Genomic DNA, 22,713 nt, shown 5'->3' on the forward strand with positions numbered 1-22,713 from the left:
GGGCCCCTGAATATGTGGATAAGTCACTTTATTGCATGAAATTGCATTTATCCACATGTGGGTAACTTGTGCATAAACACAAACTAAACTAGGGGAGTTATAAACAGGACTGTGGAAGATCAGACAGGTGATTTTAACTGTTCAGTGACTTCACGGACCTTTTGTTGTAATTCTTTATCAGTATCTAAGAGCTTAGAAATTTTTTCATGGGCATGGATAACGGTGGTGTGATCCCTTCCGCCAAATTCTTCACCAATCTTTGGCAAGGAATAATCCGTTAGCTCACGGGAAAGATACATGGCAATCTGTCTAGGAAAGGCAATAGATTTTGTCCTTTTTTTAGCAGAAAAATCCTCTAATTTAACGTGAAAATGCTCTCCAATGACCGTTTGAATATCTTTTATCGTTATTGTCCTTGGTTTAGAGGAAGGAATAATATCTTTCAATGCCTCAGATGCAAGATCAACATTGATATCTTGATTAATTAGGGATGAATAGGCGACAACACGTATTAAGGCGCCTTCCAATTCACGAATATTTGTGTCAATTTGATTAGCAATATACATCATGACGTCGTTAGGCATATCTAAGCCTTCCGCTCGGGCTTTTTTGCGCAAAATCGCAATCCTTGTCTCTAAGTCTGGTGGGGTTATATCGGTAATAAGTCCCCATTCAAACCGTGATCTTAAGCGATCTTCTAATGTTGGAATTTCTTTAGGTGGTCGATCACTAGAAATGACAATTTGCTTTAATTCCTCATGTAAAGTATTAAAAGTATGAAAAAATTCTTCTTGGGTCCCTTCTTTTCCCGCTAAGAATTGAATATCATCAATTAATAGAACATCAACATTGCGATATTTATTACGAAAGTCAACCTGGCGATTATCCCTAACCGAATTAATAAATTCATTTGTAAATTTTTCAGATGACAAATAAACCACCTTTGCATCAGGATTATGTTCAATGACATAGTGACCAATGGCATGCATAAGGTGAGTTTTTCCAAGACCAACTCCTCCATAAATGAAGAGTGGATTATAAGCTTTAGCTGGAGCTTCAGCGACTGCAAGTGAGGCTGCATGTGCAAAGCGGTTTCCAGCACCAATAACAAATGTATCAAAAGTATATTTGGGATTAAGCATATGCTTATTAGGTTCCTTTGCTTTCTCTTGCTTTAAGGCTGTTTTCTTTTTTTTTTGTTGGCGCCTGTTAAAGGCATCATCGATATCGCCTTGTTTATTGGGAATAATGAATTTAACGTCAATATCAGAGCCGGTTAAGTCTTTCAAGGTTTCCATAATCAAATGAGAATAATGGGTTTCAAGCCAATCACGAGCAAATTCATTCGGCGCGGAGATAATGAGAGTATTATCAGAAAAGGCATCTGCAGAAGTCGATTTTAGCCAAGTCTCAAAGCTGGGTTTACTGAGCTTTGTTTCGATGGCGCTCAGCGCGTTACTCCATAATTGTTGGATATTCTCCATGTTACGTTTTATCCCCCCTTATAGCGATTGTTCAAAAAGTAGAGAACACATCCGTCCTATATTTGAACACCACCTAAATAAAATGAATAATGTCGAAATATCCACAATAGATTTCGACAGTTTATCATTCATCCGATCACTTGTCTACAGTCATGAATATTTTGTGGATAGTGTTTATAACAAGCTGTTGAAAAAATCCACAATTTTATCCACAGCCTGTGGAAAGTGAAAATGCGGTTATTATGCAAAATGGTTTAAAACACAAATATCATATCAAAAATTAGTAGGAATCGCAACGTAAATTATAGTTTATCCACAGTTCTGTTTTTGTTAACAGCACAACTTTTCAACAGGATGTGAATGTGTGAAAAAAATGTCGATAAGCTCTGGATAAAAAGATTTTTTGTCGAAGGGTTATCCACAGCAAGAGAAAAGAAAGGAAATGGAGTCCTTAGCATCTTCTGTGTCGTAACATTGTTACGGTGGTGATCAATATATAGAACACGAGCAATTGAGAGCGAATGGACCTAGAATGGATGGATAAAAGGAGGCCCTTGATTTTTAAGAGGTTCTTGACATATAAGTAAAATGAAATTATAATGAGTCAGAATGTGTGTGAATGATATGGTTGTGAGAGGGATCTCACAGATCTGATCAAGAATTAAGAGGCCAAAAAACTATTCATACAGTATTGATAACCTCTGGGAGGTGGAATAGATGAAACGTACGTACCAACCTAATAATCGTAAACGTAAAAAGGTACACGGGTTTCGTGCGCGTATGAGTACGAAAAATGGACGTAAAGTACTTGCACGTCGCCGTAAAAAAGGAAGAAAAGTATTATCTGCTTAAGGCCACTGAGGATGCAGTGGTCTTTTTTCACTATCTAATGAGAATAAGCTTGATGCAATCTATACTTTGAACTTAAGGAGTATAGATTGTATTTTACATTTATATTTTACATAAGGTTTGTGATTTGGAGTGAAAAGATGAAAAAAATCCAACCTTTAAAGAAAGACAATGATTTTCAAGAGGTTTTCAAAAAAGGAAAGTCTATAGCTAACAGGCAGTTTGTTATCTATGTTCTAAAGCAGGAGGACCAGCCATATGCTAGAGTAGGTCTTTCTGTGAGTAAAAAGCTTGGGAATGCAGTAATGAGAAATAGAATTAAACGGTGTATACGTGAAGCGATTCGGCATTATGAAAACCGTTTCTTAATAGGGATAGATTGTGTTATTATTGCTAGGAAGCCTACTTCTGAACTAAACTATTGGGAAATAGCAAAAAGTCTTAAACATATTTTGGGTAAAGGGCATCTTTTAAAGAAGGACAAGGGTGATGCGAGATGAAATGGATCGCCATGGGTGTCATTTTTATCTATAGGAAATGTATTTCGCCACTTAAACCTCCAACGTGCCGTTTCTATCCTACTTGCTCAGAGTATGGGATGGAGGCCTTTAAACGATTTGGTTTTTTTAAGGGGAGTTTTTTAACAATAAAGAGGATCCTTAAATGTCATCCCTTTCATCCGGGAGGATTTGATCCTGTGCCTGAAAGAGATAAACATTCGCATAAACACGCTTAAGATGAAAAGAGACAGTGATGGTAACTAAGGAGGTAGACATAAAATTGCGCAAAAAGCTGCCACTAATAATTACTTTAATTCTTTTAGTAGGCTTGTTAACCGGCTGTACTTCGTATAATGAACCGATTAATTCCAACAGCACAGGGATATGGAATGAATGGTTTGTTTGGCCACTCTCACAATTCATTACGTACATAGCCAATATTTTTGGTGGGAGTTATGGTATGGCGATCATTATTTGTACAATCATCGTTCGCCTTGTTTTGCTTCCATTAATGATAAAGCAAACTAAAAGCTCAGGGAATATGCAACTCATTCAACCTGAAATTAAGAAGTTGAGAGAGAAGTATAGTTCAAAAGACCAAGAAACACAAAAGAAATTACAACAAGAAACAATGAAGCTTTTTCAGGAACATAATGTCAATCCTGTAGCGGGATGCCTGCCCTTACTCATTCAAATGCCGATTTTGATTGCTTTTTATCATGCGATTAATCGCACACCAGAAATTAAGGAGCATACTTTCCTTTGGTTCCAGATGGGGGCACATGACCCTTATTACATTTTACCTGTGATTGCTGCCGTCACGACATTTATTTCACAAAAGATTATGATGGGTTCGATGGGGAATTCTAATCCACAAATGGCGATGATGACCTATATTATGCCAATCATGATTCTAGTGTTAGCGATCAATTTCCCTGCGGCACTTGCTTTATATTGGGTTATTGGTAATATCTTTATGATTTTCCAAACCTACTTTGTTATTGCTCCTATGAGGAAGAAGTACAATAATCAAACTCAAACTGGAGGAACGAAAAAGTGATGGATGTAACAGTAAGTGGAAAATCGATTCAAGAAGCTTTAACTTCTGCTTTAAGTACCTTAAATACAAGTGAAGATAAAGTACATGTTGAAGTGCTAGAAGCTCCTAAAAAGGGGTTCCTTGGATTGATTGGTTCGAAGCCGGCGACCATAAAAGTGTCTCTGATTGAACCTCCATCAACTGTTGAGCAAGAGGAAAGCCATCCAGAGGAATTAACTGAGGCAGTTGATATAGCCAGTGTTGATCCTATCGATCCAATAGAAAAAGCATCCGATTATTTAAAAAATGTGATAGAAAAAATGGGAATTGCCATAGAGATTAAAGCGACTAAAGTCGATAGCCGGAATTACGAGATTGAGCTTATCGGTGATAAAATGGGCATTTTGATTGGAAAGCGTGGACAAACACTAAATTCCTTTCAATACTTGGCTAACATGGTCGCTAATCACCATTCCAAAAACAATATTAGAATTCTTCTCGATGCTGAAAATTACCGTGAGAGACGCAAAGAGTCATTGACGGGATTAGCTCAGAGAAATGCTGAAAAGGTAAAAAGAACAGGAAGGAAAGTTGTTTTAGAGCCTATGCCTTCCTATGAAAGAAAAGTGATTCACACCGCTTTACAAGGGAATCCTTTGATTCAGACAACATCAGAAGGGGTCGAACCTCATCGGTATGTTGTAATATCTACAAAAAACGAAAAATAGAAAGTCATATAGAATTAAGGAGAGCAGCTCATGGAATGGGCTGCTTTTTTTGTACAAGAATAAGAAAGGATAAGCCATCGAAGCCCTAAAGAGATCAGTAGAAAAACTTGTCTTCATCGATAAAGACTTGGTGTAAGCCAGGCAATTAAACAGAGGGAGTTTTTCTTATCAGGATTTATAGATCCCAGATAGCCTACGTGCCATTTTGACTTTCACCATTATGGTATGGCCACAGCCAAATCGGATTCTGGTTATCAGAACGGTGTGGATTGCCGCTTCAGAACTACGATGAAGTTACGTGTCCTGGTGTTCCCTCAGGACTTTAGTTTAGTTATCTGTGAGTTAGCGGCGCTGAGGAAACACTCTCCTTCGATTCTCGCATCCTTCGCTCCAGTCTCGGTCCACTTGCTACTGGCAGTTCATCTTGGTATTAAAAACTTTTTCCATGACTTTAGCGGGCGCTCTTGCCCATTTTTTTTGCTTTAAACAATCAGCATCAAGAGTCTTGAAGTTTGAGTTTTCCATGTTCATTACAAGGAGGCTCCGCAGAAGGATGTGGATAAAATAATTTTACCTATTCATCAACATGTGGATAACCTATCAATGACTTTATCCACAAACAAAAATATGGTATTCTAATACTTTAGGAATACTATTTTGTGGATAAAATAAGGGTAAGTTCATATAGACAGTTTTAAGCGGTAGCTTTGAATATAGAGAGGGAAGAAGGTGAAGCGAGTGGAACAAGATACGATTGCGGCGATATCGACACCGATTGGAGAGGGAGCTATTGCAATTGTTCGTTTAAGCGGAGAGGAAGCAATCATAATTGCTGATCGTTTTTATAGAGGGAGAAAAGCGCTGACTGATGTTGAATCACATACAATTCAATATGGGAAAATCTATGATCCGGAGCGTGAAGAGGTTATAGAGGAAGTCATGGTCTCGGTGATGAAGGCTCCGCGGACATTTACTCGAGAAAATATAGTTGAAATTAATTGTCATGGAGGGTTAATGTCTGTCAATCGGGTGTTAGAGCTTGCCATAACGCATGGTGCACGATTGGCTGAACCCGGGGAATTTACAAAGCGGGCTTTTTTAAATGGGCGTATTGATTTGTCACAAGCTGAGGCTGTCATGGATATGATCCGAGCGAAGACAGATAAGGCCATGAATGTTGCGATGGGGCAAATGCAAGGGCGACTTTCAAAGCTCGTACAAGGTTTGCGGCAGGAGTTACTTGAGATGATTGCTCAAGTAGAGGTCAATATTGATTATCCGGAATATGATGCTGAAGAAATGACGCATCAATTATTAATAGAGAAGTCAGAGGAAATAAAAAAGGAAATCGAGAAATTATTAGTCACATCCCGCCAAGGAAAAATATTAAGAGAAGGACTGGCGACGGTTATTATTGGACGGCCTAATGTTGGTAAATCTTCCCTTTTAAATAGTCTTGTTCATGAAAATAAGGCGATTGTGACCGACATTCCTGGGACCACACGCGATGTCATCGAAGAATATGTGAATGTAAGAGGCGTTCCTCTTCAACTTATTGATACTGCAGGCATTCGGGAAACAGAAGATATCGTTGAGAAAATGGGTGTTGAACGTTCAAGACAAGTGTTAAAAAAAGCTGACCTCATTTTATATTTAATCAATTATAATGAAGTATTATCTGATGAAGATTTGCGTTTGTTTGATGCAATTAAAGATATGGATGCTATTATTGTCATCAATAAGACTGATTTAGAACAAAGAATTGACCTTGAGAAAGTGAAGCAGCTGGCCGGAAATCGACCGGTCCTAACGACCTCTTTGCTTAAAGAAGAGGGGATCGATGAGCTTGAGCAAGCAATTAGTGGTCTGTTCTATGATCAAGGTCTTGAGGGAAATGATCTGACCTATGTCTCCAATACAAGACACATTACTTTATTAATTCAGGCAAAAAAAGCGATTGAGGATGCTATGAATGCTATAGAAGCCAATATGCCGGTCGATATGGCACAAATTGATATTAGAAGAACTTGGGAGCTCCTTGGGGAAATTGTCGGTGATACCGTTTCAGATAGTTTAATTGATCAGTTATTTTCACAGTTTTGTCTCGGAAAATAGTTTAATATTGGTTTAATTACATTTTATTTGGAGGAAAAATTGATGGGATATCATGCTGGAGATTTTGATGTAATTGTCATAGGGGCAGGGCATGCCGGTGTTGAGGCCGCTTTAGCTTCTGCTCGTATGGGCTCTAAAACTCTAATGCTTACCCTTAACCTTGATACCATTGCATTTATGCCCTGTAACCCCTCTGTAGGGGGGCCAGCAAAAGGTGTCGTCGTTCGTGAAATTGACGCTTTGGGCGGAGAAATGGGTAAGAATATAGATAAAACACATATTCAAATGAGAATGCTTAATACACGTAAAGGGCCTGCTGTTCGGGCACTTAGGGCACAAGCCGATAAATTTATGTATATTAGAGAAATGAAAAAAACCATTGAAGAAACAGAGAATCTCACCTTACAACAAGGAATGGTTGAACGCTTAATTGTAGAAGATGGGGTTTGTAAGGGTGTTATTACAAAAACCAATGCTGAATATACGGCAAAGGCCGTGATCATTACAACAGGAACCTTTTTAAGGGGGAAAATTATTATTGGTGAACTTTCCTACGAGAGTGGCCCTAATAATATGCAACCTTCGATTAACCTTTCCTATCATTTACAAGAACTTGGCTTTGACCTTGTTCGATTTAAAACAGGGACACCGCCACGGATTAATAGTAAAACAATAGATTATAGCAAAACGGAGATGCAGCCGGGTGATGAAGAACCCCATGCCTTCTCTTATGAAACAACACAATATATCACCGATCAGATTCCCTGTTGGTTAACGTATACAAGTGCCAAAACCCATGAAATTATTAATAGCAATTTAGGGCGGTCACCGATGTATTCAGGGATGATTAAAGGTACCGGCCCGCGTTATTGTCCTTCTATTGAGGATAAAATTGTCCGCTTTAGTGATAAACCACGTCATCAGATTTTTCTTGAACCTGAAGGCAGGGACACCGAGGAAGTCTATGTGCAAGGTCTTTCGACAAGTTTACCTGAGGATGTTCAAGTGGAGATGCTGAGAACAGTTCCAGGGCTCGAAAATGCCTCAATGATGAGAGCGGGGTACGCCATTGAGTATGATGCCATGGTACCAACGCAATTATGGCCAACGTTGGAAACTAAGAAAATTAAAGGTCTCTATACTGCGGGGCAAATTAATGGAACATCGGGTTATGAGGAGGCTGCAGCACAAGGGATTATGGCAGGGATTAATGCCGCTCAAGCGGTTCAAGGGAAGGATCCTGTCATTTTAGATCGTTCACAAGCCTATATTGGCGTCCTTATCGATGATCTTGTCACTAAAGGGACTAATGAACCCTATCGCTTGCTAACCTCTCGTGCTGAATATCGATTGTTGTTGAGACATGATAATGCTGATTTACGTTTAACGGAAATTGGGTTTGATATTGGGTTAATCCCCGAGAAAAGGTATAATAAGTTTATAGAAAAGAAAAGATTAATTGAAGAAGAAAAACAACGTCTTGAAAAAATTATGATCAAACCTACTGAAGAAGTGCAAGAAATTTTACGTTCTGTTGGTGGTCATGAATTAAAAGAACCTGTGACAGCAGAGCAGCTCTTAAAAAGACCAGAAATTCATTATCATCATATTGCTCAAATTGTACCGTCTGAACGAGACATTCCTGAGGATGTGGCAGAACAGGTCGATATCCAAACGAAATATGAAGGGTATATTGGTAAACAACTTCAACAAGTGGATAAAATGAAACGAATGGAAGAAAAACGCATTCCTGATGATCTCAATTATGAGGCGATCCATGGGCTAGCGACTGAAGCCAAACAAAAGTTAGCAGAAGTAAGACCTTTGTCTGTTGGGCAAGCATCACGTGTATCTGGGGTAAACCCGAGTGATGTGTCCATTTTACTGGTTTATCTTGAACAAGGACGATTAGCAAAGATAGCAAAGTAGATCAATCATATTCTATTTTCTCCGGCACACAAGGGAGGAGATTATGCTCCTTTCTTGCTAGAGTGGCCGGGTGAAAATAGGATGACTTGGAGGCCATTGATGGAAGGGTTCAACAATTTATTAAAGGAGAAAGGGATTGTCCTTTCTCCTTTCCAAGTTAATCAATTTAATACATATTACGAGACACTGATTGAATGGAATAGTAAGATTAATTTAACCGCAATCACAGAGAAAAGTGATGTGTACTTAAAACATTTTTATGATTCACTCACACCTAGCTTCTTTTTTGATTTTAGTCAACCTTTATCGCTTTGTGATGTAGGGGCAGGTGCAGGATTTCCTTCTATTCCACTAAAAATTATTTATCCTGAATTAGAGGTCACCATTGTAGATGCTTTAAATAAACGGATTGGATTTTTAGAGGAATTAACGAATAGATTAGAGTTATCGGGTGTTCATCTTTACCATGATCGGGCTGAAACGTTTGGACATCGAAAAAACATCCGGGAGTCATTTGACATCGTAACGGCTCGTGCTGTGGCTCGTTTAAATATTTTAAGTGAATATTGTATGCCCTTAACTAAAGTAGGTGGAACGTTTATTGCCATGAAGGGTGCAAGTGGGAAAGACGAAATTGATGAATCTCAGATCGCGATTCAAAAATTGGGAGGAGAACTCCAGCGAGTAGAGCCTTTCCTCTTACCAGAAGAACAAAGCCATAGAGATGTGATTATGATTCAAAAGGTGAGAACAACACCAAAAAAATACCCAAGAAAACCAGGGACACCTTCTAAACAACCGTTGTAATGTCGATATTATGCTTTACATTACCTAAATTTAAGGTAAGGGGAAGAAAGAGATCCCTTATTAAACAATTAGAACTTTCTCATGGAATGTTCCACGTGAAACATTTTTAATCATGCAGGAATTTAATTTTTAACAGCGAAATATTATGTTAGATGATAAGGGTGGTGATCGTATCATGAAACAACCTTTTTCCAAGTTTTTTGGACAAGGAGATAAGCCTGAAGTGGTCGAGGATTGGCAACAGGAACAGGTGAAGGATATCTTGGTCGAAAATATTATTCCCAATAGATATCAACCAAGAACGGTCTTTAATGAGGAGAAAATTGAAGAGCTTGCTCATACGATTGAAACCCATGGACTTATTCAGCCCATTGTTATTCGTCAGTATGAAGAGAATAAATATGAGATCATTGCAGGGGAGCGCAGGTGGCGAGCGGCCAATTATCTCGGTTGGAAAACCGTTCCTGCCATTATTAAAGAATATGATGATGCGCAAACCGCAGCGGTGGCTCTCATTGAAAACCTTCAAAGAGAAGAATTAACAGCCATTGAAGAAGCAATGGCTTATGCTAAATTGATGGATATCCATGGTTTAACTCAGGAAAGTTTAGCCCAAAAGTTAGGTAAAGGGCAGTCGACCATCGCAAATAAACTAAGATTATTAAAATTACCGACATCTGTCCAAAATGCTTTGTTAGAGAAGAAAATATCTGAGAGACATGCGCGTGCCTTAATTCTTTTAAAGAATGATCCTGAAAAGCAAGAAAAGGTTTTAAATGAAATCATAGAAAAAGAGTTAAACGTAAAGCAAACAGAGCTAAGGATTAAGAGTTTAATAGAAAAAGTTGAAAAGCAAAAGCCAAAGAGAAGGCTATCCTTAAGTAAAGATATGAGAATTGCGGTTAATACCATTCGTCAATCCGTAGGAATGGTTTCAGATACAGGGCTTAAAGTCGATACAAATGAAGAGGATTTAGGCGATTATTATCAGTTTACGATCCGTATTCCAAAAAAATAAATCATGAATAAAATCTTGGGAAACCATTGAGTGGTTTCCTCTATTTGTGTCTTTTAAAACAATTGATCCGAAGATTAACTGCTTTTTATAGCTTGCTAAAAAAATCTCACCTATTATTTTCTACTTTTATATTAATTTAATTTCATTTCATGATAAAATAGTAGTATTGCTTGCTCTTTGAAAAAGAGAAATTTAAAAATAAAAAGTGTTTTAGTTAATACTCTCAATAAATAATCATGCATGGAAATAAGTGATGCAGCGACAGTCTTAATATTTCTCTGAAAAGACGAATGATATGAGGTTTAACGAAACGAATAGGAACGTGATGATAACGATCCTCATGTTGTATTTTTGAAGGTGGTGAAAAAGTGGGCAAGATATTAACCATTGCCAACCAGAAGGGTGGAGTCGGTAAAACAACAACTTCTGTCAATTTGAGTGCTTGTTTGGCTTATATGGGGAAAAAGGTATTATTAATTGATATTGATCCACAAGGTAACGCGACGAGTGGTGTTGGTGTTGATAAAGGTGATGTCGATGAATGTATATATAATGTTTTAGTAGAAGACGTCGAGCCAAGTGAAGTGATCAAAACGACAAATGTTGAAGGTTTAGATATCATACCGTCCACCATTCAACTAGCTGGGGCTGAAATTGAATTAGTACCGACGATCTCTCGAGAGGTACGTCTCGGTAGAGCCCTTGAAAAAGTTCAAGATATTTATGATTATATTATTATCGATTGTCCACCTTCTTTAGGGTTATTGACAATTAATGCATTGACAGCTTCTCACTCTGTAATTATACCTGTACAATGTGAATATTATGCTTTAGAAGGATTGAGTCAGCTACTGAACACGGTCAGGCTCGTTCAAAAACACTTGAATCATGATTTAATGATTGAAGGTGTTTTATTGACAATGCTTGATGCGAGGACTAATTTAGGAATACAAGTTATTGATGAAGTCAAAAAGTATTTTCAAGATAAAGTGTATCAAACGATTATTCCAAGAAATGTGAGATTAAGTGAAGCCCCTAGTTATGGAAAACCTATTATTATTTATGATCCTAAGTCTCGTGGTGCTGAAGTTTATCTTGAATTAGCGAAGGAAGTGATGAACGGGTGAACAGAGGTTTAGGCAAAGGTATTAATGCTTTTTTTCCTGAAACAGAATTGAAAGAGAATGAGAGTATTCAGCAAATAAAAGTTAAGGAATTACGTCCGAATCCCTATCAGCCGAGAAAACACTTTGATGAAGAAGCTATCCAAGAGTTGAAAATCTCAATTGAAGAGCATGGTATTATACAGCCACTCATTGTGCGCAAAGGACTAAAGGGCTTTGATATTGTTGCAGGTGAGCGGCGCTATCGAGCGGCTATTGAAGCTAAGCTTAAAACTGTTCCTGCACTAGTTAAGACGTTTTCAGACAAGGAAATGATGGAGATTGCCTTGATTGAAAACCTGCAACGTGAAGATTTAAATGCGATTGAGGAAGCCATCGCTTATAAGAAACTCATGAGCGAATTACAGCTTACTCAAGAAGAACTCGCCAAAAAACTAGGTAAAAGTCGTCCCCATATTGCGAACCATTTGCGGTTGTTACAATTAGACAAGCCTGTTCAGTCCCTCATTGCCGAGGGGAAATTAACAATGGGGCATGGTCGAGCACTCCTTGGTCTAGTAAATAAACGGCAAATTCCTAGCGTTGTCGATAAGGTGATTAAAGAACAGCTTAATGTCCGTGATTTAGAAAAACTCATTTCTAAACTGAACGAAAATGTTTCACGTGGAACAATTAAAAAGAGAAAAGAAAAATTAGATCCTATTCTGCAACAAAAGGAAGTCCAACTCAAACAGCGCTTTGGAACTTCTGTGTCTATTAAACAATCTAAAAATAAAAATAAAGGTAAAATCGAGATTGAATATTATTCAAGCGAAGATTTAAACCGTGTTTTAGAGATTTTGGAACAATAGAAGTTTAATAGCTTTAACTAAATACAGACAGGTGCTTATGTCTTGTTTGATGACCTTTAAAGGTTGAGAAATAGGGGAGGGCGCTGTATGAGGTGACTCAAAGGTTTACGACCTTATTGAGTCACCTTTTTTATAAGGTCAGAAAGCATAACTTAGTGGAGAACCTTATAAATGCAACTTTGTGTTATCGCCATTAAGGCTTGGCGACAAGCTGAGTTTTCTAATTCAATAATGTATTGTTGGCTATTATATGTGAGGTTAACGATATTTTAAAAGTCTATTTATACCCCCTTTAATGGCTAACTATTATTAAATGCACAGGTTTTCTAGAGGATGTATTGCTTCTCAAGATAGGACTTACCGGAATTGAAGCAAATTGCGACGTAAATCATAAATCATCGCTACGGAAATACACTCCGCTTTCCGAGGGCGGCTAGTGAGCCTCCTCATGCTACGCAAAATACCGGGGTCCCCGAAAAACGCTTATTGTTTTTTGGGGTGAGATAGGGGTCTCACCTGGGGCACTGCTCCCGCAGGACTAAGGAAGGCGACTAGGAGAGTAATCATCGCAGAAAAATCGTGGTTTTTACGATTTTTTGAGTCTACGTGTATTTCCTTCGCTAGTTAGGTGCATAACAATAAACCAACCGCTTATCATTTGTTTATTAAAACTTAACAAAAGATCTCTAGGCACGCGCACAAGAAGAGGTGCTGTACTAACAAAAGAAAGGCCACACTCACAAAAGCCAGCCACTACTCACAAATGACGCACGAATCAAGGCTGAAACTAAAAAGACAGTGTGGGCACGCACATAAGATGCAGTTAAGTAAAAAAAAATCAACAGCAATCAAGTGTATTGGAGCGTAAGACGCGAGGTTCGGAACACTTATACATTGTGTGTTCCCCAGTGCCGCTGACTCACGGATGCCGATACTCGAGTCCTATGGGAACGGGGCCAGCGTTACTTCTCGAATAAACTTCGAGTTGTTCCGAGAAAGCTGACGACGAAGCGGTACGAGTAGACGCAGGAACAGGGAATTTCTATTCATAAATACTTGGGAAACCCATTAATCTATTCCCAAGTTAGCTGAGGCCGTGCCCATGGAAAGCGAGCGACCTGAAGCTTAAATCCACACCATAAGCCTGCAGTAATCACCTATTATGTTAGCTCTTAGCTTAAGCGTTACGTTGCAATCTATATGGATTATACATTTTAATGATTTTTAGAGCCTCACCATTTTGAGTTTTGAAATCTTATTATTGGTTACAATCCTTTATTACTTCAACTATTGATTTAGAACCGCATTATTCAATAACCTTAGGCGGCGCATGCCAAAGAGGGTGAGGTGTATGTTCTTCGTTATTAATCTTAATTTTCTTCGTTGGATATTTTCTAAAATGATTCATAAGTGCAGTATGTAATGATGAAGCAATCACTTCAGACATTTTCATAACAAGAGAAAGTCTCGTGTTTTGCAATACGAAATACTCCATGTAACCACTCACATTTACGATCCCCTTAATATGGATATCACCCACCTCAGGAAGTTCCTTTTTAACGCCAGCACCAGGTTTAATGGGTCCCTCAGCGATTGTAATACTTCCAACACTCTCACGCTTTCCAAGACAGGCATCAATGGCGATGATGAAGGGATGAGTGAACTCTGATTGTATAGACTCTAAAGTTTGCGCCAAATTCACTGCGTGAACAGGTTCGTCGATAGTTCCAAATAGAGTATAAGGAGAATGAGTAAATTTACTCAGCTGTTTTCCAATAAGTGGACCTAATGAATCCCCTGTAGATCTATCAGTCCCGATACAAACAATAAGGATTGGGCGATCTAAATCAATATTTTGAAGGTGGCTTTCTACATTCTTGGTTAACTTTAGGTGTGCGGTAGCTTCATCGTATTGAACACGGAAATCATTATTTTTTGTCAGGGCACGGAAAGTTTTTTTTAGATTCATAGGTTCGTCTCCTTAGTAATATTAGTAATAGTATACGGACAAAATCCCATTTCTATACGTGCCTTCTCATTTGTTTGCTGTAAAGGCGAGTAACTTTTGTAAGAAGGAGACAAAGAAAGAACTGAACGGATAAAGGAGCACTAAATTTTGCTTGAAAACAAAACGGTTCTTTAGAAACTATCGTTGCTTACACGATGATATTTTGCTTAGAGGGATAAAGGTTGAGGACTGGCTATAAATGTGATTTCTACAGGCAGTAGGGGAGGCTTATGATGGTTAAAGCAGGATTGAAATGGATGTTTCTTATTATCGGCACGACCATTGGAGCAGGATATGCATCAGGGAGAGAACTATGGCAGTTTTTTGGACAAGAGAGTGTGTTTGCTATCGCATTATTTACCATACTCTTTATTCTATCGATCTATGTCATGATGTCGATTGGCTATAAAATGAAGACAACGCACTACACGCCCATTCTGGAACAGTTAGTAGGAGAGAAGATCGCCGCTATTTATGATGGGATGATTTTTGTGTATTTATTTTCTACAACTGTTATTATGATCGCTGGGGGCGGTGCAGCCCTTGAAGCAGTGAAAATTCCTTATTGGCATGGCATTTTTCTCATGAGTACCGTTCTTGTCTTATTATTTATATGGGGAAATAAGGGACTAGTCTCCATTAATATAGTGATTATTCCTCTCCTTATTATTTTGTTATTAGCGGTGTTATTAAAATTTGGACATCACGTTGAGGGAATATGGAAAATTGATATTTATCATCAATCAAACTGGACCTCCGCCATTATATTCACCTCACTCAATATCCTCTCCTTAGCCGCAATTCTCGGCGGGATAGGGAGCGAAATTAAAACCAAAGGGGAAATTTTATTTGCCTCTATTGGGAGTGGTGTGGTTTTAGGTGTGGTGTCTTTCTTTTATAATCAGTCATTAATTCAAGTTGCGGGCGATATTATGGTGTATGAAATACCTCTATTTGCTTTGCTAAAAAACTATCCTTATGCGATGACGATTATCATGACGGTGCTATTGTTATTTGCGATTTATACGACAGCGGCTTCAGGGCTCTTTGGATTAATTACGAGATTGAAGAAGATCATTAAACTGCCATACTGGGGGTTGGCAGCTTTACTGGTCATCACCATGATTCCTCTAACCACCTTGGGCTTTGCAAAGCTGGTCACCATTCTCTATCCTTTATATGGACTCATCAATTTATATATCCTAGCAGCACTCGTCATATATCCTATTGTGCAAAAGCAGCAAAGAAAAATTGATTGAACGTTCCAGATGGTATATAATACAATATATTAAAGTAAATCCGACGATGGTGATGACAGAAAGGAGTACTTGAAATCCTCCATTTTAGCGAACCGAGAAGGGTGTGAGCTCGGTATGGGGCTTCAAGGAAGGGCAGTCTGGAACCAGTGGAAATGAAGTGGACACGTTTGTGTCAAATAGGGTGGAACCGCGTGAGTGTAACAACTTTCGTCCCTAGGCAGTATATTGCCTTTGGATGGAAGTTGTTTTTTATGTAAAAAAGACTGTTGAGCAGGGGCGTTGTCTTCCTTGAAAGAGGAATTGGCGATACCCTTTATAAGTCAGGGCTAGGATAAGGATGAGGCCGCGACTTAGCGAAGTGGTGAAGTGTAAGCCAAGGTTTAGTAGCTAAAAACAGGGAACAGTTGTTGAAAATAGGAGGATGAAAAATGGCAACAACAATGGAGCAAATTGTGAATCTAGCAAAGCAGAGAGGATTTGTCTTTCCGGGGTCAGAAATTTATGGTGGATTGGCAAACACATGGGATTACGGTCCTCTTGGTGTAGAATTGAAGAACAATATTAAAAAAGCCTGGTGGAAGAAATATGTACAGGAATCCCAATACAATGTCGGATTAGATGCCTCAATTCTTATGAATCCGAAAACATGGGAGGCTTCAGGCCATCTCAGTAATTTTAATGACCCTATGATGGATTGTAAGGACTGTAAGTCACGTCATAGAGCAGATAAACTTTTGGAGAGCCAAATCGGTGAGGATAATATAGAAGGTTCCATTGAAGCCTTATCCTTTGATGAAATGGAAGAATTGATTAAAACGCATCACGTGAAGTGTCCAAATTGTGGGTCACAAAACTTCACGCCAATTCGTCAGTTTAATCTCATGTTCAAAACATACCAAGGGGTTACTGAAACAAGCACAGATGAAATCTATTTGCGCCCGGAAACGGCTCAAGGGATTTTCGTCAATTTTAAAAATGTGCAAAGAACCATGCGTAAGAAAGTCCCTTTTGGGATTGCCCAAATCGGTAAATCTTTTAGAAATGAAATTACGCCAGGGAATTTTACGTTTAGAACACGTGAATTTGAACAACTTGAACTTGAATTCTTCTGTAAGCCAGGAGAAGAAGAGAAGTGGTTCGATTATTGGAGAGCCTTTAGCCGTGAGTGGTTGTTGTCGCTTAATATGAAGGCTGAGAATGTGACCTTGCGTGATCATGAGGAAGAGGAACTCCCACATTATAGTAAAGGCACAACAGACATTGAATATAAATTTCCTTTTGGCTGGGGCGAGCTATCTAGTATTTCTTCAAGAACGGATTATGACCTCAAGAGGCATATGGAGGTTTCAGGTGAGGATATGCAATATATTGATCAAGCAACAAATGAGCGTTACCTCCCTTATGTTATCGAACCTTCACTAGGTGCTGATCGCGTGACATTAGCCTTCTTGATTGATGCTTTTGAAGAAGAGGAAATCAATGAAAAAGAGACACGTTCAGTCTTAAGATTTCATCCTGCTATTGCCCCATATAAAGCAGCTATTCTTCCGCTATCTAAAAAATTATCGGATGATGCTTATGAAGTGTTTCAAACCCTTTCCAAAACATTCATGGTTGATTTCGATGAGACAGGGTCTATCGGGAAACGGTATCGTCGTCAGGATGAAATTGGCACACCGTATTGCATTACTTATGATTTTGATTCTAGAGAAGATGGTCAAGTGACTGTCCGTCACCGTGATACAATGGAGCAAGTCCGTCTTCCTATTGCTGAGGTTGCTGACTTTTTAAAAGAAAAAATACAATTTTAATATCGGAGGGGTCATTAATGGAGGAAAAAGTTTTTGATCTTCACGATGTTGTTGAAATGAAAAAGCCGCACCCATGTGGGGAAAATCGATGGGAAATCATTAGAATGGGTGCGGATATAAGAATTAAATGCTTAGGCTGTGAACATAGCGTTTTGTTACCAAGAAGTGAGTTTAAAAGAAAAATGAAAAAAGTCATTGTCCACCATGAGAAAGAAGCATAGGGATTAAAGGCCGCCTCAGGTGGCCAGTTATATTCATCAATAATTTTCTTTCCTAGATGTATGGACAAGTTAACCTTCCTAAGTGGCAAGGGAAAGTCTATAATGAAGTGTTTAAGGAGTGAAGGGCATGGCCTTAACGACGGGTATCGTCGGTTTACCTAACGTAGGTAAATCAACATTATTTAATGCAATTACGCAAGCAGGTGCAGAATCTGCAAATTATCCTTTCTGTACGATCGATCCCAATGTAGGGATAGTGAATGTCCCAGACGAGCGATTAGATGCATTAACGGAGATGTATCATCCGAAAGAAACGATTCCAACCACCTTTGAATTTACAGATATTGCAGGGTTAGTGAAGGGTGCGAGTCAAGGCGAGGGACTAGGGAACCAATTTCTAGCGAATATTCGTCAAGTGGATGCTATCTCCCATGTTGTTCGTTGCTTTGAAGATAAGAATGTCACGCATGTTTCAGGAAAAGTCGACCCGGTTGATGATATCGAGACGATTAATTTAGAGCTTATTTTAGCGGACCTTGATTCAGTCAATAAACGCTTCAGTCGAGTAGAAAAATTAGTGAAACAAAAGGATAAAGAGGCTATTCTAGAATTCTCTGCCTTAGAAAAGTTAAAAGCGGCCTTTGAATCAGAACAACCTGCTCGAAATGTTGACCTAACGGAAGAAGAAAAGGGTGCAGTTAAAACCTTAAATCTATTGACGATCAAGCCGGTGCTCTATGTAGCAAACGTATCAGAGGATGATTTAGTCAGTGGTGAAGAAAATGAGTTTGTGAAGCAGGTCAAAGCTCTTGCTGAAAAAGAGGGATCTGAAGTCGTTGTGATTTCTGCAAAAATTGAATCAGAGATTGCTGAACTTGAAGGGGAAGAAAAACAAACTTTCTTAGAAGACTTAGGCATTACGAAATCAGGCCTTGATCAACTTATAGAAAAAAGTTATAAGCTCCTCGGTTTAGCCACCTACTTCACAGCGGGCGAAAAAGAAGTCAGGGCTTGGACCTTTAGACAAGGAATTAAAGCACCACAAGCGGCAGGGATTATCCATTCTGATTTTGAACGAGGCTTTATTAGAGCCGAGGTTGTTTCTTTTGAAGACCTTATGGCTGCAGGGTCTTTGGGTAAATCAAAAGAAAATGGGAAGCTTCGTCTTGAAGGTAAAGACTATATTGTTCAAGATGGCGATGTGGTTCATTTTCGCTTTAATGTTTAATCCTTTAAAGTTACAGGTTGAAAAATAGAAGAAAATCCTTTATAATTAATTGCTGTGAGTGAAATTGAACACTCTCTGCTCCTTCGGGGGCCATTAGACCAAAGGGAGTTTCCATCGTGGAACTTTGTACCGTTCTTATAATCTAGGTTGAAAATGAGGACAAACCTCTCTTGAAGGAGGGCGTTGCATTTCGGATACCCGTGCACATCGAACCCCGAGCGTTTGTGAGTAACGGCCGATTTGCCCTTGTTTTTAGGTTTTTCTAGAAACCTCATCCTGTACTATTTGAATGGCTGGATCTTTTAACAGAAAGAGGGGTGAATGGAATGACTAAATACGAAATTATGTACATCTTACGTCCTGATTTGGATGAGGAAGCAGAAAAAGCAACAAAAGAAAACCTCGCTAAGATCTTGACTGATAACGGTGCTGAAATTAACGAAGTTGAGGAATTAGGCAAACGTCGTTTAGCATACGAAATCGATGACTTTAACAGCGGTGTGTATGTAGTCCTTTATGTGACTGCTGGACATGAAGCGATTAGTGAATTTGATCGTTTAACGAAAATTAATGAAAACGTCTTGCGTTTCATGACCATTCGTGACGAAAGAGAATAGGATTTAAATAAATTCCGGGGAGAGGTTCTGATGATTAATCGAGTAGTATTGGTTGGCCGTTTAACTAAGGATCCAGATCTTCGTTATACGCCAAACGGAGCCGCAGTTGCTAACTTCACCATTGCTGTCAATCGTCCATTTACAAATCAGCAAGGCGACCATGATGCTGATTTTATCCCAGTGGTTGTTTGGAGAAGGCAAGCTGAAAATACCGCGAATTTTGTTGGTAAGGGCAGCCTTGTTGGTGTTGAAGGACGTATACAAACCAGAAGTTATGACAATAACGAAGGTCGAAGAGTATTTGTAACTGAAGTTGTTGCCGATAGCGTACAATTTTTGGAATCCAGAAATGCGCGGGCCAATGCTCCAGCGAATAATAATTTTTCACAACAACCCGGCTCAAATACCAATAATGGTTATCAACAGCCTGCATCATCACCGAATAGAGGGTATAACGATAATAACCCATTTGGTGGGCAGGATGATCCATTTGCAGATGATGGTAAACCGATCGATATTTCTGATGATGATTTACCATTTTAATAAATTGTTTTGAAAAGGAGGGACTAGCATGGCACGTCGTGGAAGAGGAAAACGTCGTAAGGTTTGTTTCTTTACTGTAAACAATATCACTTACATTGACTACAAAGATGTTGATTTGCTAAGACGCTTTATTTCTGATCGTGGTAAAATTTTACCTCGTCGAGTAACAGGGACGAGTGCAAAATATCAACGTCAATTAACAAGAGCGATTAAACGCTCTCGTCAAATGGCGCTTTTACCATATACTACTGAATAATCATACAAAAAAGCGGAGTGATTTTTTCACTCCGCTTTCTTTGTGTGCAGGGAAAAAGTGTTCTTTACTTTTTTGGTAGGGACATGCTAGCTTCAGGCGGTGTCACATGGACGTGATGGTTTTAGCCAATCGTCCTTAGTAGCCCCATTTAACTTGGAATGAAATAGAAGGGTTCACAAGTAGCTCTTCGGTCATGTGTTTTTTAAGAAAGTCTGAGCGTCTTCTGTTGACTGACCATACATGTGAGTAAAAAGACTTGGCTAGCGTGCCAAGTCTTTTTAGAATTCGGAGAGTTTTTCCGCCTCTACCTTAAGTGAAGCGACTAATTGCTCAACATCTAATACTGGGATGGAGGCGGAGTCAGTTTTTATTTGTTCAGGGAAAAGCTGTGGGTTGAGAGAATCTTCCTCAGAGAGAGGGCTATCATCCTTAAGTGCTGTTTTGATTTCATTAATCTGATCGACAGTAATGCCTACAGTCGTTTCATGGGATTTAAGGACGATGATTCGAGGCTCATTAGCGTTACCCGTATGAATAGCTTTTATGTTCAAGAAAAAGGAGAGGTCAATAAGAGTGTAAATGGCATCACGGCATTTAAAAACCCCTTTGACAGGTCTTGGACTCATTGGAAAGGGTTTGACATCAACGGGAAGAATGATTTCTTCTACTTTGGTGAGATCGACAGCTAAACCGTGCCCATGTAAAGAAAAAATAATATACTCTTGGTTCTTATTTGTAACTGTTGGAGAGGCCATTATAAAATCCCTCTTTCTAAATAGTCTTCACACAATATATCGTCAGTTAATCTTTATTTTTTTAGGGGAAGAGGTGTCGCATACCACGGATTAAGATGAATTAAGACTTCTTCAACATTAGGATCCTTTGTCATGATCGAATCCCGTATTTGCCGGGTAATGTCATGACCCTCTTGGATTGTCAATGTTCCGGGGACACTTATTCTTACATCAATAAGAATATAGTTTCCATGCTCTCGGGCACGTAGTTTATCAATTCTTTTTACTTCAGGAAACGTTTTGATCATATTAGAATAAATCTCAATTTGTTCAGCAGAAACATTCCCCTCCATTAATACATTGATGGATTTTATCCCCATTTCAACACCGACTTTGATAATGAGAATAGAGACCACTATGCCGGCTATCGGATCTCCATATACAGCATACGGAATAGAATAGAGATTCCCAACCCAGGCAATACCAATACCAATGGCGGCAGCTAATGAAGCCCAAACATCGGCTAAATGGTCATAGGCTGTCGCGATAAGGCTTTTACTTTTTGTTCGCTTACCATATCTCATCGTGTAAAAATAAAGTATGCCTTTGACAATCAAAGAAACAATGGCCGCAAGCAGGGCCCAAATATTAGCTTCCTTTGCGGGCATAAACAAAGCAACAATGGATTCATATATAAGGTAAAGACCAGCAATTAATAGAATTAAGGAGATAAAACTAGAAGAGATATCCTCAGCCTTTCCGTGTCCATATGGGTGTTCTTTGTCAGCAGGTTGGTTTGCTACTTTCATGGAGCTCAAGGTTGCAAGAGAAGCAATGACATCTCCACCGTTATGTATGCCGTCAGCAAGTAGCGCTGTACTATGAAAAATGTAACCAACAAGCACTTTAACAACTGTAAGAACAAAATTAAAAATAAGACTGATCCATGCAATAAACCAACCCGAATAGTTTCTTTTTACCAAAGAATTCACCCCATCAATTAAATTTGCATTAAGGAAAAATAAAAACGACCCAAGGGTAGCAGGTCGCTATCGTTTAGTATGTTCAATTCTTAATAAGAAAATAAATGGCATAAGTGTTCACCGACTTAGACGATTTTTTAAAAGCCTTTTTCTAGAAGATCGTTGTGTTTCTCAGGATCATGAAGTTTAGGAGTTGAAATAAATTGCGACGTAACTATTAAGCTAAGAGTTCACAAGTGATTACTGCTTGCTTATGGTGTGGATTTGAGCTTCAGGTCGCTCGCTTTCCTCGGGCACGACCGCAGCGGTGGGGTGTCCGAGGAAAGCGAAGTATTCTGCTGAAGCGGTAATTTAGCACCAAATAAAGTAAGGTATGAGATGCCAACGCCGATCGAATTTACGTCGCAATCTATATGAATAGCCACAAACGATGAAAATTGGCTTTTTAACAGAAAGCTTCCAAGGCAAACGCTTGGGTAGAAAAAGTTTCCTATTGATTAGGACTTAACAGAAAGTCCAGTTTTTCTTAAAACTTGTTCATTTGTTTTATAAGTCCTTTTAAAGTATAATTTTACGGTAGGATTAATGCAATGTCTAGTTTATGCATTA

General features: G+C 38.8%; 22 protein-coding genes. 18 read left to right on the forward strand and 4 right to left on the reverse strand.

The window, feature by feature from the left end; translation table 11 throughout:
- Positions 1 to 119 precede the first annotated feature (119 nt).
- Positions 120 to 1,484, reverse strand: a complete 1,365-nt coding sequence (gene dnaA, locus IEV91_RS08110; RefSeq protein ID WP_188496924.1) for a chromosomal replication initiator protein DnaA — start codon at positions 1,482 to 1,484, stop codon at positions 120 to 122.
- 717 nt (positions 1,485 to 2,201) lie between these two features.
- Here dnaA and rpmH point away from each other — a divergent pair.
- From rpmH to IEV91_RS08165, 11 genes are all read left to right on the forward strand, one after another.
- Entirely contained in the window at positions 2,202 to 2,336 is a 135-nt protein-coding gene (gene rpmH / locus IEV91_RS08115) for a 50S ribosomal protein L34 (RefSeq protein ID WP_188496925.1), read from the forward strand.
- Positions 2,337 to 2,473: 137 nt separating this feature from the next.
- A complete protein-coding gene (rnpA, locus tag IEV91_RS08120) occupies positions 2,474 to 2,833 on the forward strand; it encodes a ribonuclease P protein component (RefSeq protein WP_188496926.1) in 360 nt (119 codons plus the stop codon).
- A complete protein-coding gene (yidD, locus tag IEV91_RS08125) occupies positions 2,830 to 3,069 on the forward strand; it encodes a membrane protein insertion efficiency factor YidD (RefSeq protein ID WP_188496927.1) in 240 nt (79 codons plus the stop codon). Before rnpA ends, yidD begins: the two co-directional genes overlap by 4 nt.
- 44 nt (positions 3,070 to 3,113) lie before the next feature.
- Positions 3,114 to 3,893: a YidC family membrane integrase SpoIIIJ gene (gene spoIIIJ, locus IEV91_RS08130; protein WP_188496928.1), complete on the forward strand. Its 780-nt coding sequence runs from the start codon at positions 3,114 to 3,116 to the stop codon at positions 3,891 to 3,893.
- The gene (gene jag, locus IEV91_RS08135; RefSeq protein ID WP_188496929.1) at positions 3,890 to 4,600 is read left to right on the forward strand and encodes an RNA-binding cell elongation regulator Jag/EloR; all 711 of its coding nucleotides are present in this window, start codon (positions 3,890 to 3,892) and stop codon (positions 4,598 to 4,600) included. Before spoIIIJ ends, jag begins: the two co-directional genes overlap by 4 nt.
- Positions 4,601 to 5,338: 738 nt before the next feature.
- Positions 5,339 to 6,715 carry a tRNA uridine-5-carboxymethylaminomethyl(34) synthesis GTPase MnmE gene (mnmE, locus tag IEV91_RS08140; protein WP_188496930.1) on the forward strand — a complete coding sequence of 459 codons (1,377 nt, stop codon included), beginning with the start codon at positions 5,339 to 5,341 and terminating at the stop codon, positions 6,713 to 6,715.
- A 42-nt stretch (positions 6,716 to 6,757) separates the two neighbouring features.
- On the forward strand, positions 6,758 to 8,644 hold the full coding sequence (gene mnmG / locus IEV91_RS08145) for a tRNA uridine-5-carboxymethylaminomethyl(34) synthesis enzyme MnmG (protein WP_188496931.1): 1,887 nt from the start codon (positions 6,758 to 6,760) through the stop codon (positions 8,642 to 8,644).
- A gap of 99 nt (positions 8,645 to 8,743) precedes the next feature.
- Entirely contained in the window at positions 8,744 to 9,451 is a 708-nt protein-coding gene (gene rsmG / locus IEV91_RS08150) for a 16S rRNA (guanine(527)-N(7))-methyltransferase RsmG (RefSeq protein WP_188496932.1), read from the forward strand.
- A 175-nt stretch (positions 9,452 to 9,626) separates the two neighbouring features.
- Complete coding sequence (gene noc, locus IEV91_RS08155) at positions 9,627 to 10,469, forward strand: nucleoid occlusion protein (RefSeq protein ID WP_188496933.1); 843 nt, start codon at positions 9,627 to 9,629, stop codon at positions 10,467 to 10,469.
- A gap of 368 nt (positions 10,470 to 10,837) precedes the next feature.
- Positions 10,838 to 11,596, forward strand: coding sequence for a ParA family protein (locus IEV91_RS08160; protein ID WP_188496934.1), 759 nt, complete (start codon positions 10,838 to 10,840; stop codon positions 11,594 to 11,596).
- Complete coding sequence (locus IEV91_RS08165) at positions 11,593 to 12,444, forward strand: ParB/RepB/Spo0J family partition protein (protein WP_188496935.1); 852 nt, start codon at positions 11,593 to 11,595, stop codon at positions 12,442 to 12,444. Before IEV91_RS08160 ends, IEV91_RS08165 begins: the two co-directional genes overlap by 4 nt.
- A gap of 1,306 nt (positions 12,445 to 13,750) precedes the next feature.
- On the opposite strand, the gene yyaC is transcribed toward IEV91_RS08165, so the two are convergent.
- Positions 13,751 to 14,413, reverse strand: a complete 663-nt coding sequence (yyaC, locus tag IEV91_RS08170; RefSeq protein ID WP_188496936.1) for a spore protease YyaC — start codon at positions 14,411 to 14,413, stop codon at positions 13,751 to 13,753.
- A 269-nt stretch (positions 14,414 to 14,682) separates the two neighbouring features.
- Here yyaC and IEV91_RS08175 point away from each other — a divergent pair, with 269 nt between their 5' ends.
- The 7 genes from IEV91_RS08175 (at position 14,683) to rpsR (ending at position 20,387) form a co-directional block, all read left to right on the forward strand.
- A complete protein-coding gene (locus IEV91_RS08175; RefSeq protein ID WP_308420020.1) occupies positions 14,683 to 15,711 on the forward strand; it encodes a YkvI family membrane protein in 1,029 nt (342 codons plus the stop codon).
- A gap of 428 nt (positions 15,712 to 16,139) precedes the next feature.
- The gene (locus tag IEV91_RS08180; protein WP_188496937.1) at positions 16,140 to 17,522 is read left to right on the forward strand and encodes a glycine--tRNA ligase; all 1,383 of its coding nucleotides are present in this window, start codon (positions 16,140 to 16,142) and stop codon (positions 17,520 to 17,522) included.
- A 17-nt stretch (positions 17,523 to 17,539) separates the two neighbouring features.
- Positions 17,540 to 17,743: a DUF951 domain-containing protein gene (locus IEV91_RS08185; RefSeq protein ID WP_188496938.1), complete on the forward strand. Its 204-nt coding sequence runs from the start codon at positions 17,540 to 17,542 to the stop codon at positions 17,741 to 17,743.
- Positions 17,744 to 17,870: 127 nt separating this feature from the next.
- On the forward strand, positions 17,871 to 18,971 hold the full coding sequence (gene ychF / locus IEV91_RS08190) for a redox-regulated ATPase YchF (RefSeq protein WP_188496939.1): 1,101 nt from the start codon (positions 17,871 to 17,873) through the stop codon (positions 18,969 to 18,971).
- A gap of 326 nt (positions 18,972 to 19,297) precedes the next feature.
- Entirely contained in the window at positions 19,298 to 19,588 is a 291-nt protein-coding gene (gene rpsF / locus IEV91_RS08195; protein ID WP_188496940.1) for a 30S ribosomal protein S6, read from the forward strand.
- Positions 19,589 to 19,618: 30 nt separating this feature from the next.
- Positions 19,619 to 20,131, forward strand: a complete 513-nt coding sequence (gene ssb, locus IEV91_RS08200; RefSeq protein WP_188496941.1) for a single-stranded DNA-binding protein — start codon at positions 19,619 to 19,621, stop codon at positions 20,129 to 20,131.
- A gap of 28 nt (positions 20,132 to 20,159) precedes the next feature.
- Positions 20,160 to 20,387 carry a 30S ribosomal protein S18 gene (rpsR, locus tag IEV91_RS08205; protein WP_188496942.1) on the forward strand — a complete coding sequence of 76 codons (228 nt, stop codon included), beginning with the start codon at positions 20,160 to 20,162 and terminating at the stop codon, positions 20,385 to 20,387.
- 278 nt (positions 20,388 to 20,665) lie between these two features.
- On the opposite strand, the gene IEV91_RS08210 is transcribed toward rpsR, so the two are convergent.
- Together IEV91_RS08210 and IEV91_RS08215 are read right to left on the reverse strand one after the other, a co-directional pair.
- Positions 20,666 to 21,142, reverse strand: a complete 477-nt coding sequence (locus tag IEV91_RS08210) for a chemotaxis protein CheW (protein ID WP_188496943.1) — start codon at positions 21,140 to 21,142, stop codon at positions 20,666 to 20,668.
- Positions 21,143 to 21,195: 53 nt separating this feature from the next.
- Positions 21,196 to 22,104: a cation diffusion facilitator family transporter gene (locus tag IEV91_RS08215; RefSeq protein ID WP_188496944.1), complete on the reverse strand. Its 909-nt coding sequence runs from the start codon at positions 22,102 to 22,104 to the stop codon at positions 21,196 to 21,198.
- Positions 22,105 to 22,713 lie beyond the last annotated feature (609 nt).

It is taken from the genome of Pullulanibacillus pueri (assembly GCF_014639255.1).
In the GTDB taxonomy this organism is placed as follows: Bacteria; Bacillota; Bacilli; order Bacillales; family Sporolactobacillaceae; genus Pullulanibacillus; species Pullulanibacillus pueri.

Excerpts from the sequence above, each read along its gene's own strand:
- dnaA (WP_188496924.1), bottom strand. The coding sequence starts at position 1,484 with ATGGAGAATATCCAACAATTATGGAGTAACGCGCTGAGCGCCATCGAA.
- rpmH (WP_188496925.1), top strand. The coding sequence starts at position 2,202 with ATGAAACGTACGTACCAACCTAATAATCGTAAACGTAAAAAGGTACAC.
- rnpA (WP_188496926.1), top strand. The coding sequence starts at position 2,474 with ATGAAAAAAATCCAACCTTTAAAGAAAGACAATGATTTTCAAGAGGTT.
- yidD (WP_188496927.1), top strand. The coding sequence starts at position 2,830 with ATGAAATGGATCGCCATGGGTGTCATTTTTATCTATAGGAAATGTATT.
- mnmG (WP_188496931.1), top strand. The coding sequence starts at position 6,758 with ATGGGATATCATGCTGGAGATTTTGATGTAATTGTCATAGGGGCAGGG.
- rsmG (WP_188496932.1), top strand. The coding sequence starts at position 8,744 with ATGGAAGGGTTCAACAATTTATTAAAGGAGAAAGGGATTGTCCTTTCT.
- noc (WP_188496933.1), top strand. The coding sequence starts at position 9,627 with ATGAAACAACCTTTTTCCAAGTTTTTTGGACAAGGAGATAAGCCTGAA.
- yyaC (WP_188496936.1), bottom strand. The coding sequence starts at position 14,413 with ATGAATCTAAAAAAAACTTTCCGTGCCCTGACAAAAAATAATGATTTC.
- IEV91_RS08175 (WP_308420020.1), top strand. The coding sequence starts at position 14,683 with ATGATGGTTAAAGCAGGATTGAAATGGATGTTTCTTATTATCGGCACG.
- IEV91_RS08180 (WP_188496937.1), top strand. The coding sequence starts at position 16,140 with ATGGCAACAACAATGGAGCAAATTGTGAATCTAGCAAAGCAGAGAGGA.
- IEV91_RS08185 (WP_188496938.1), top strand. The coding sequence starts at position 17,540 with ATGGAGGAAAAAGTTTTTGATCTTCACGATGTTGTTGAAATGAAAAAG.
- ychF (WP_188496939.1), top strand. The coding sequence starts at position 17,871 with ATGGCCTTAACGACGGGTATCGTCGGTTTACCTAACGTAGGTAAATCA.
- rpsF (WP_188496940.1), top strand. The coding sequence starts at position 19,298 with ATGACTAAATACGAAATTATGTACATCTTACGTCCTGATTTGGATGAG.
- ssb (WP_188496941.1), top strand. The coding sequence starts at position 19,619 with ATGATTAATCGAGTAGTATTGGTTGGCCGTTTAACTAAGGATCCAGAT.
- rpsR (WP_188496942.1), top strand. The coding sequence starts at position 20,160 with ATGGCACGTCGTGGAAGAGGAAAACGTCGTAAGGTTTGTTTCTTTACT.
- IEV91_RS08210 (WP_188496943.1), bottom strand. The coding sequence starts at position 21,142 with ATGGCCTCTCCAACAGTTACAAATAAGAACCAAGAGTATATTATTTTT.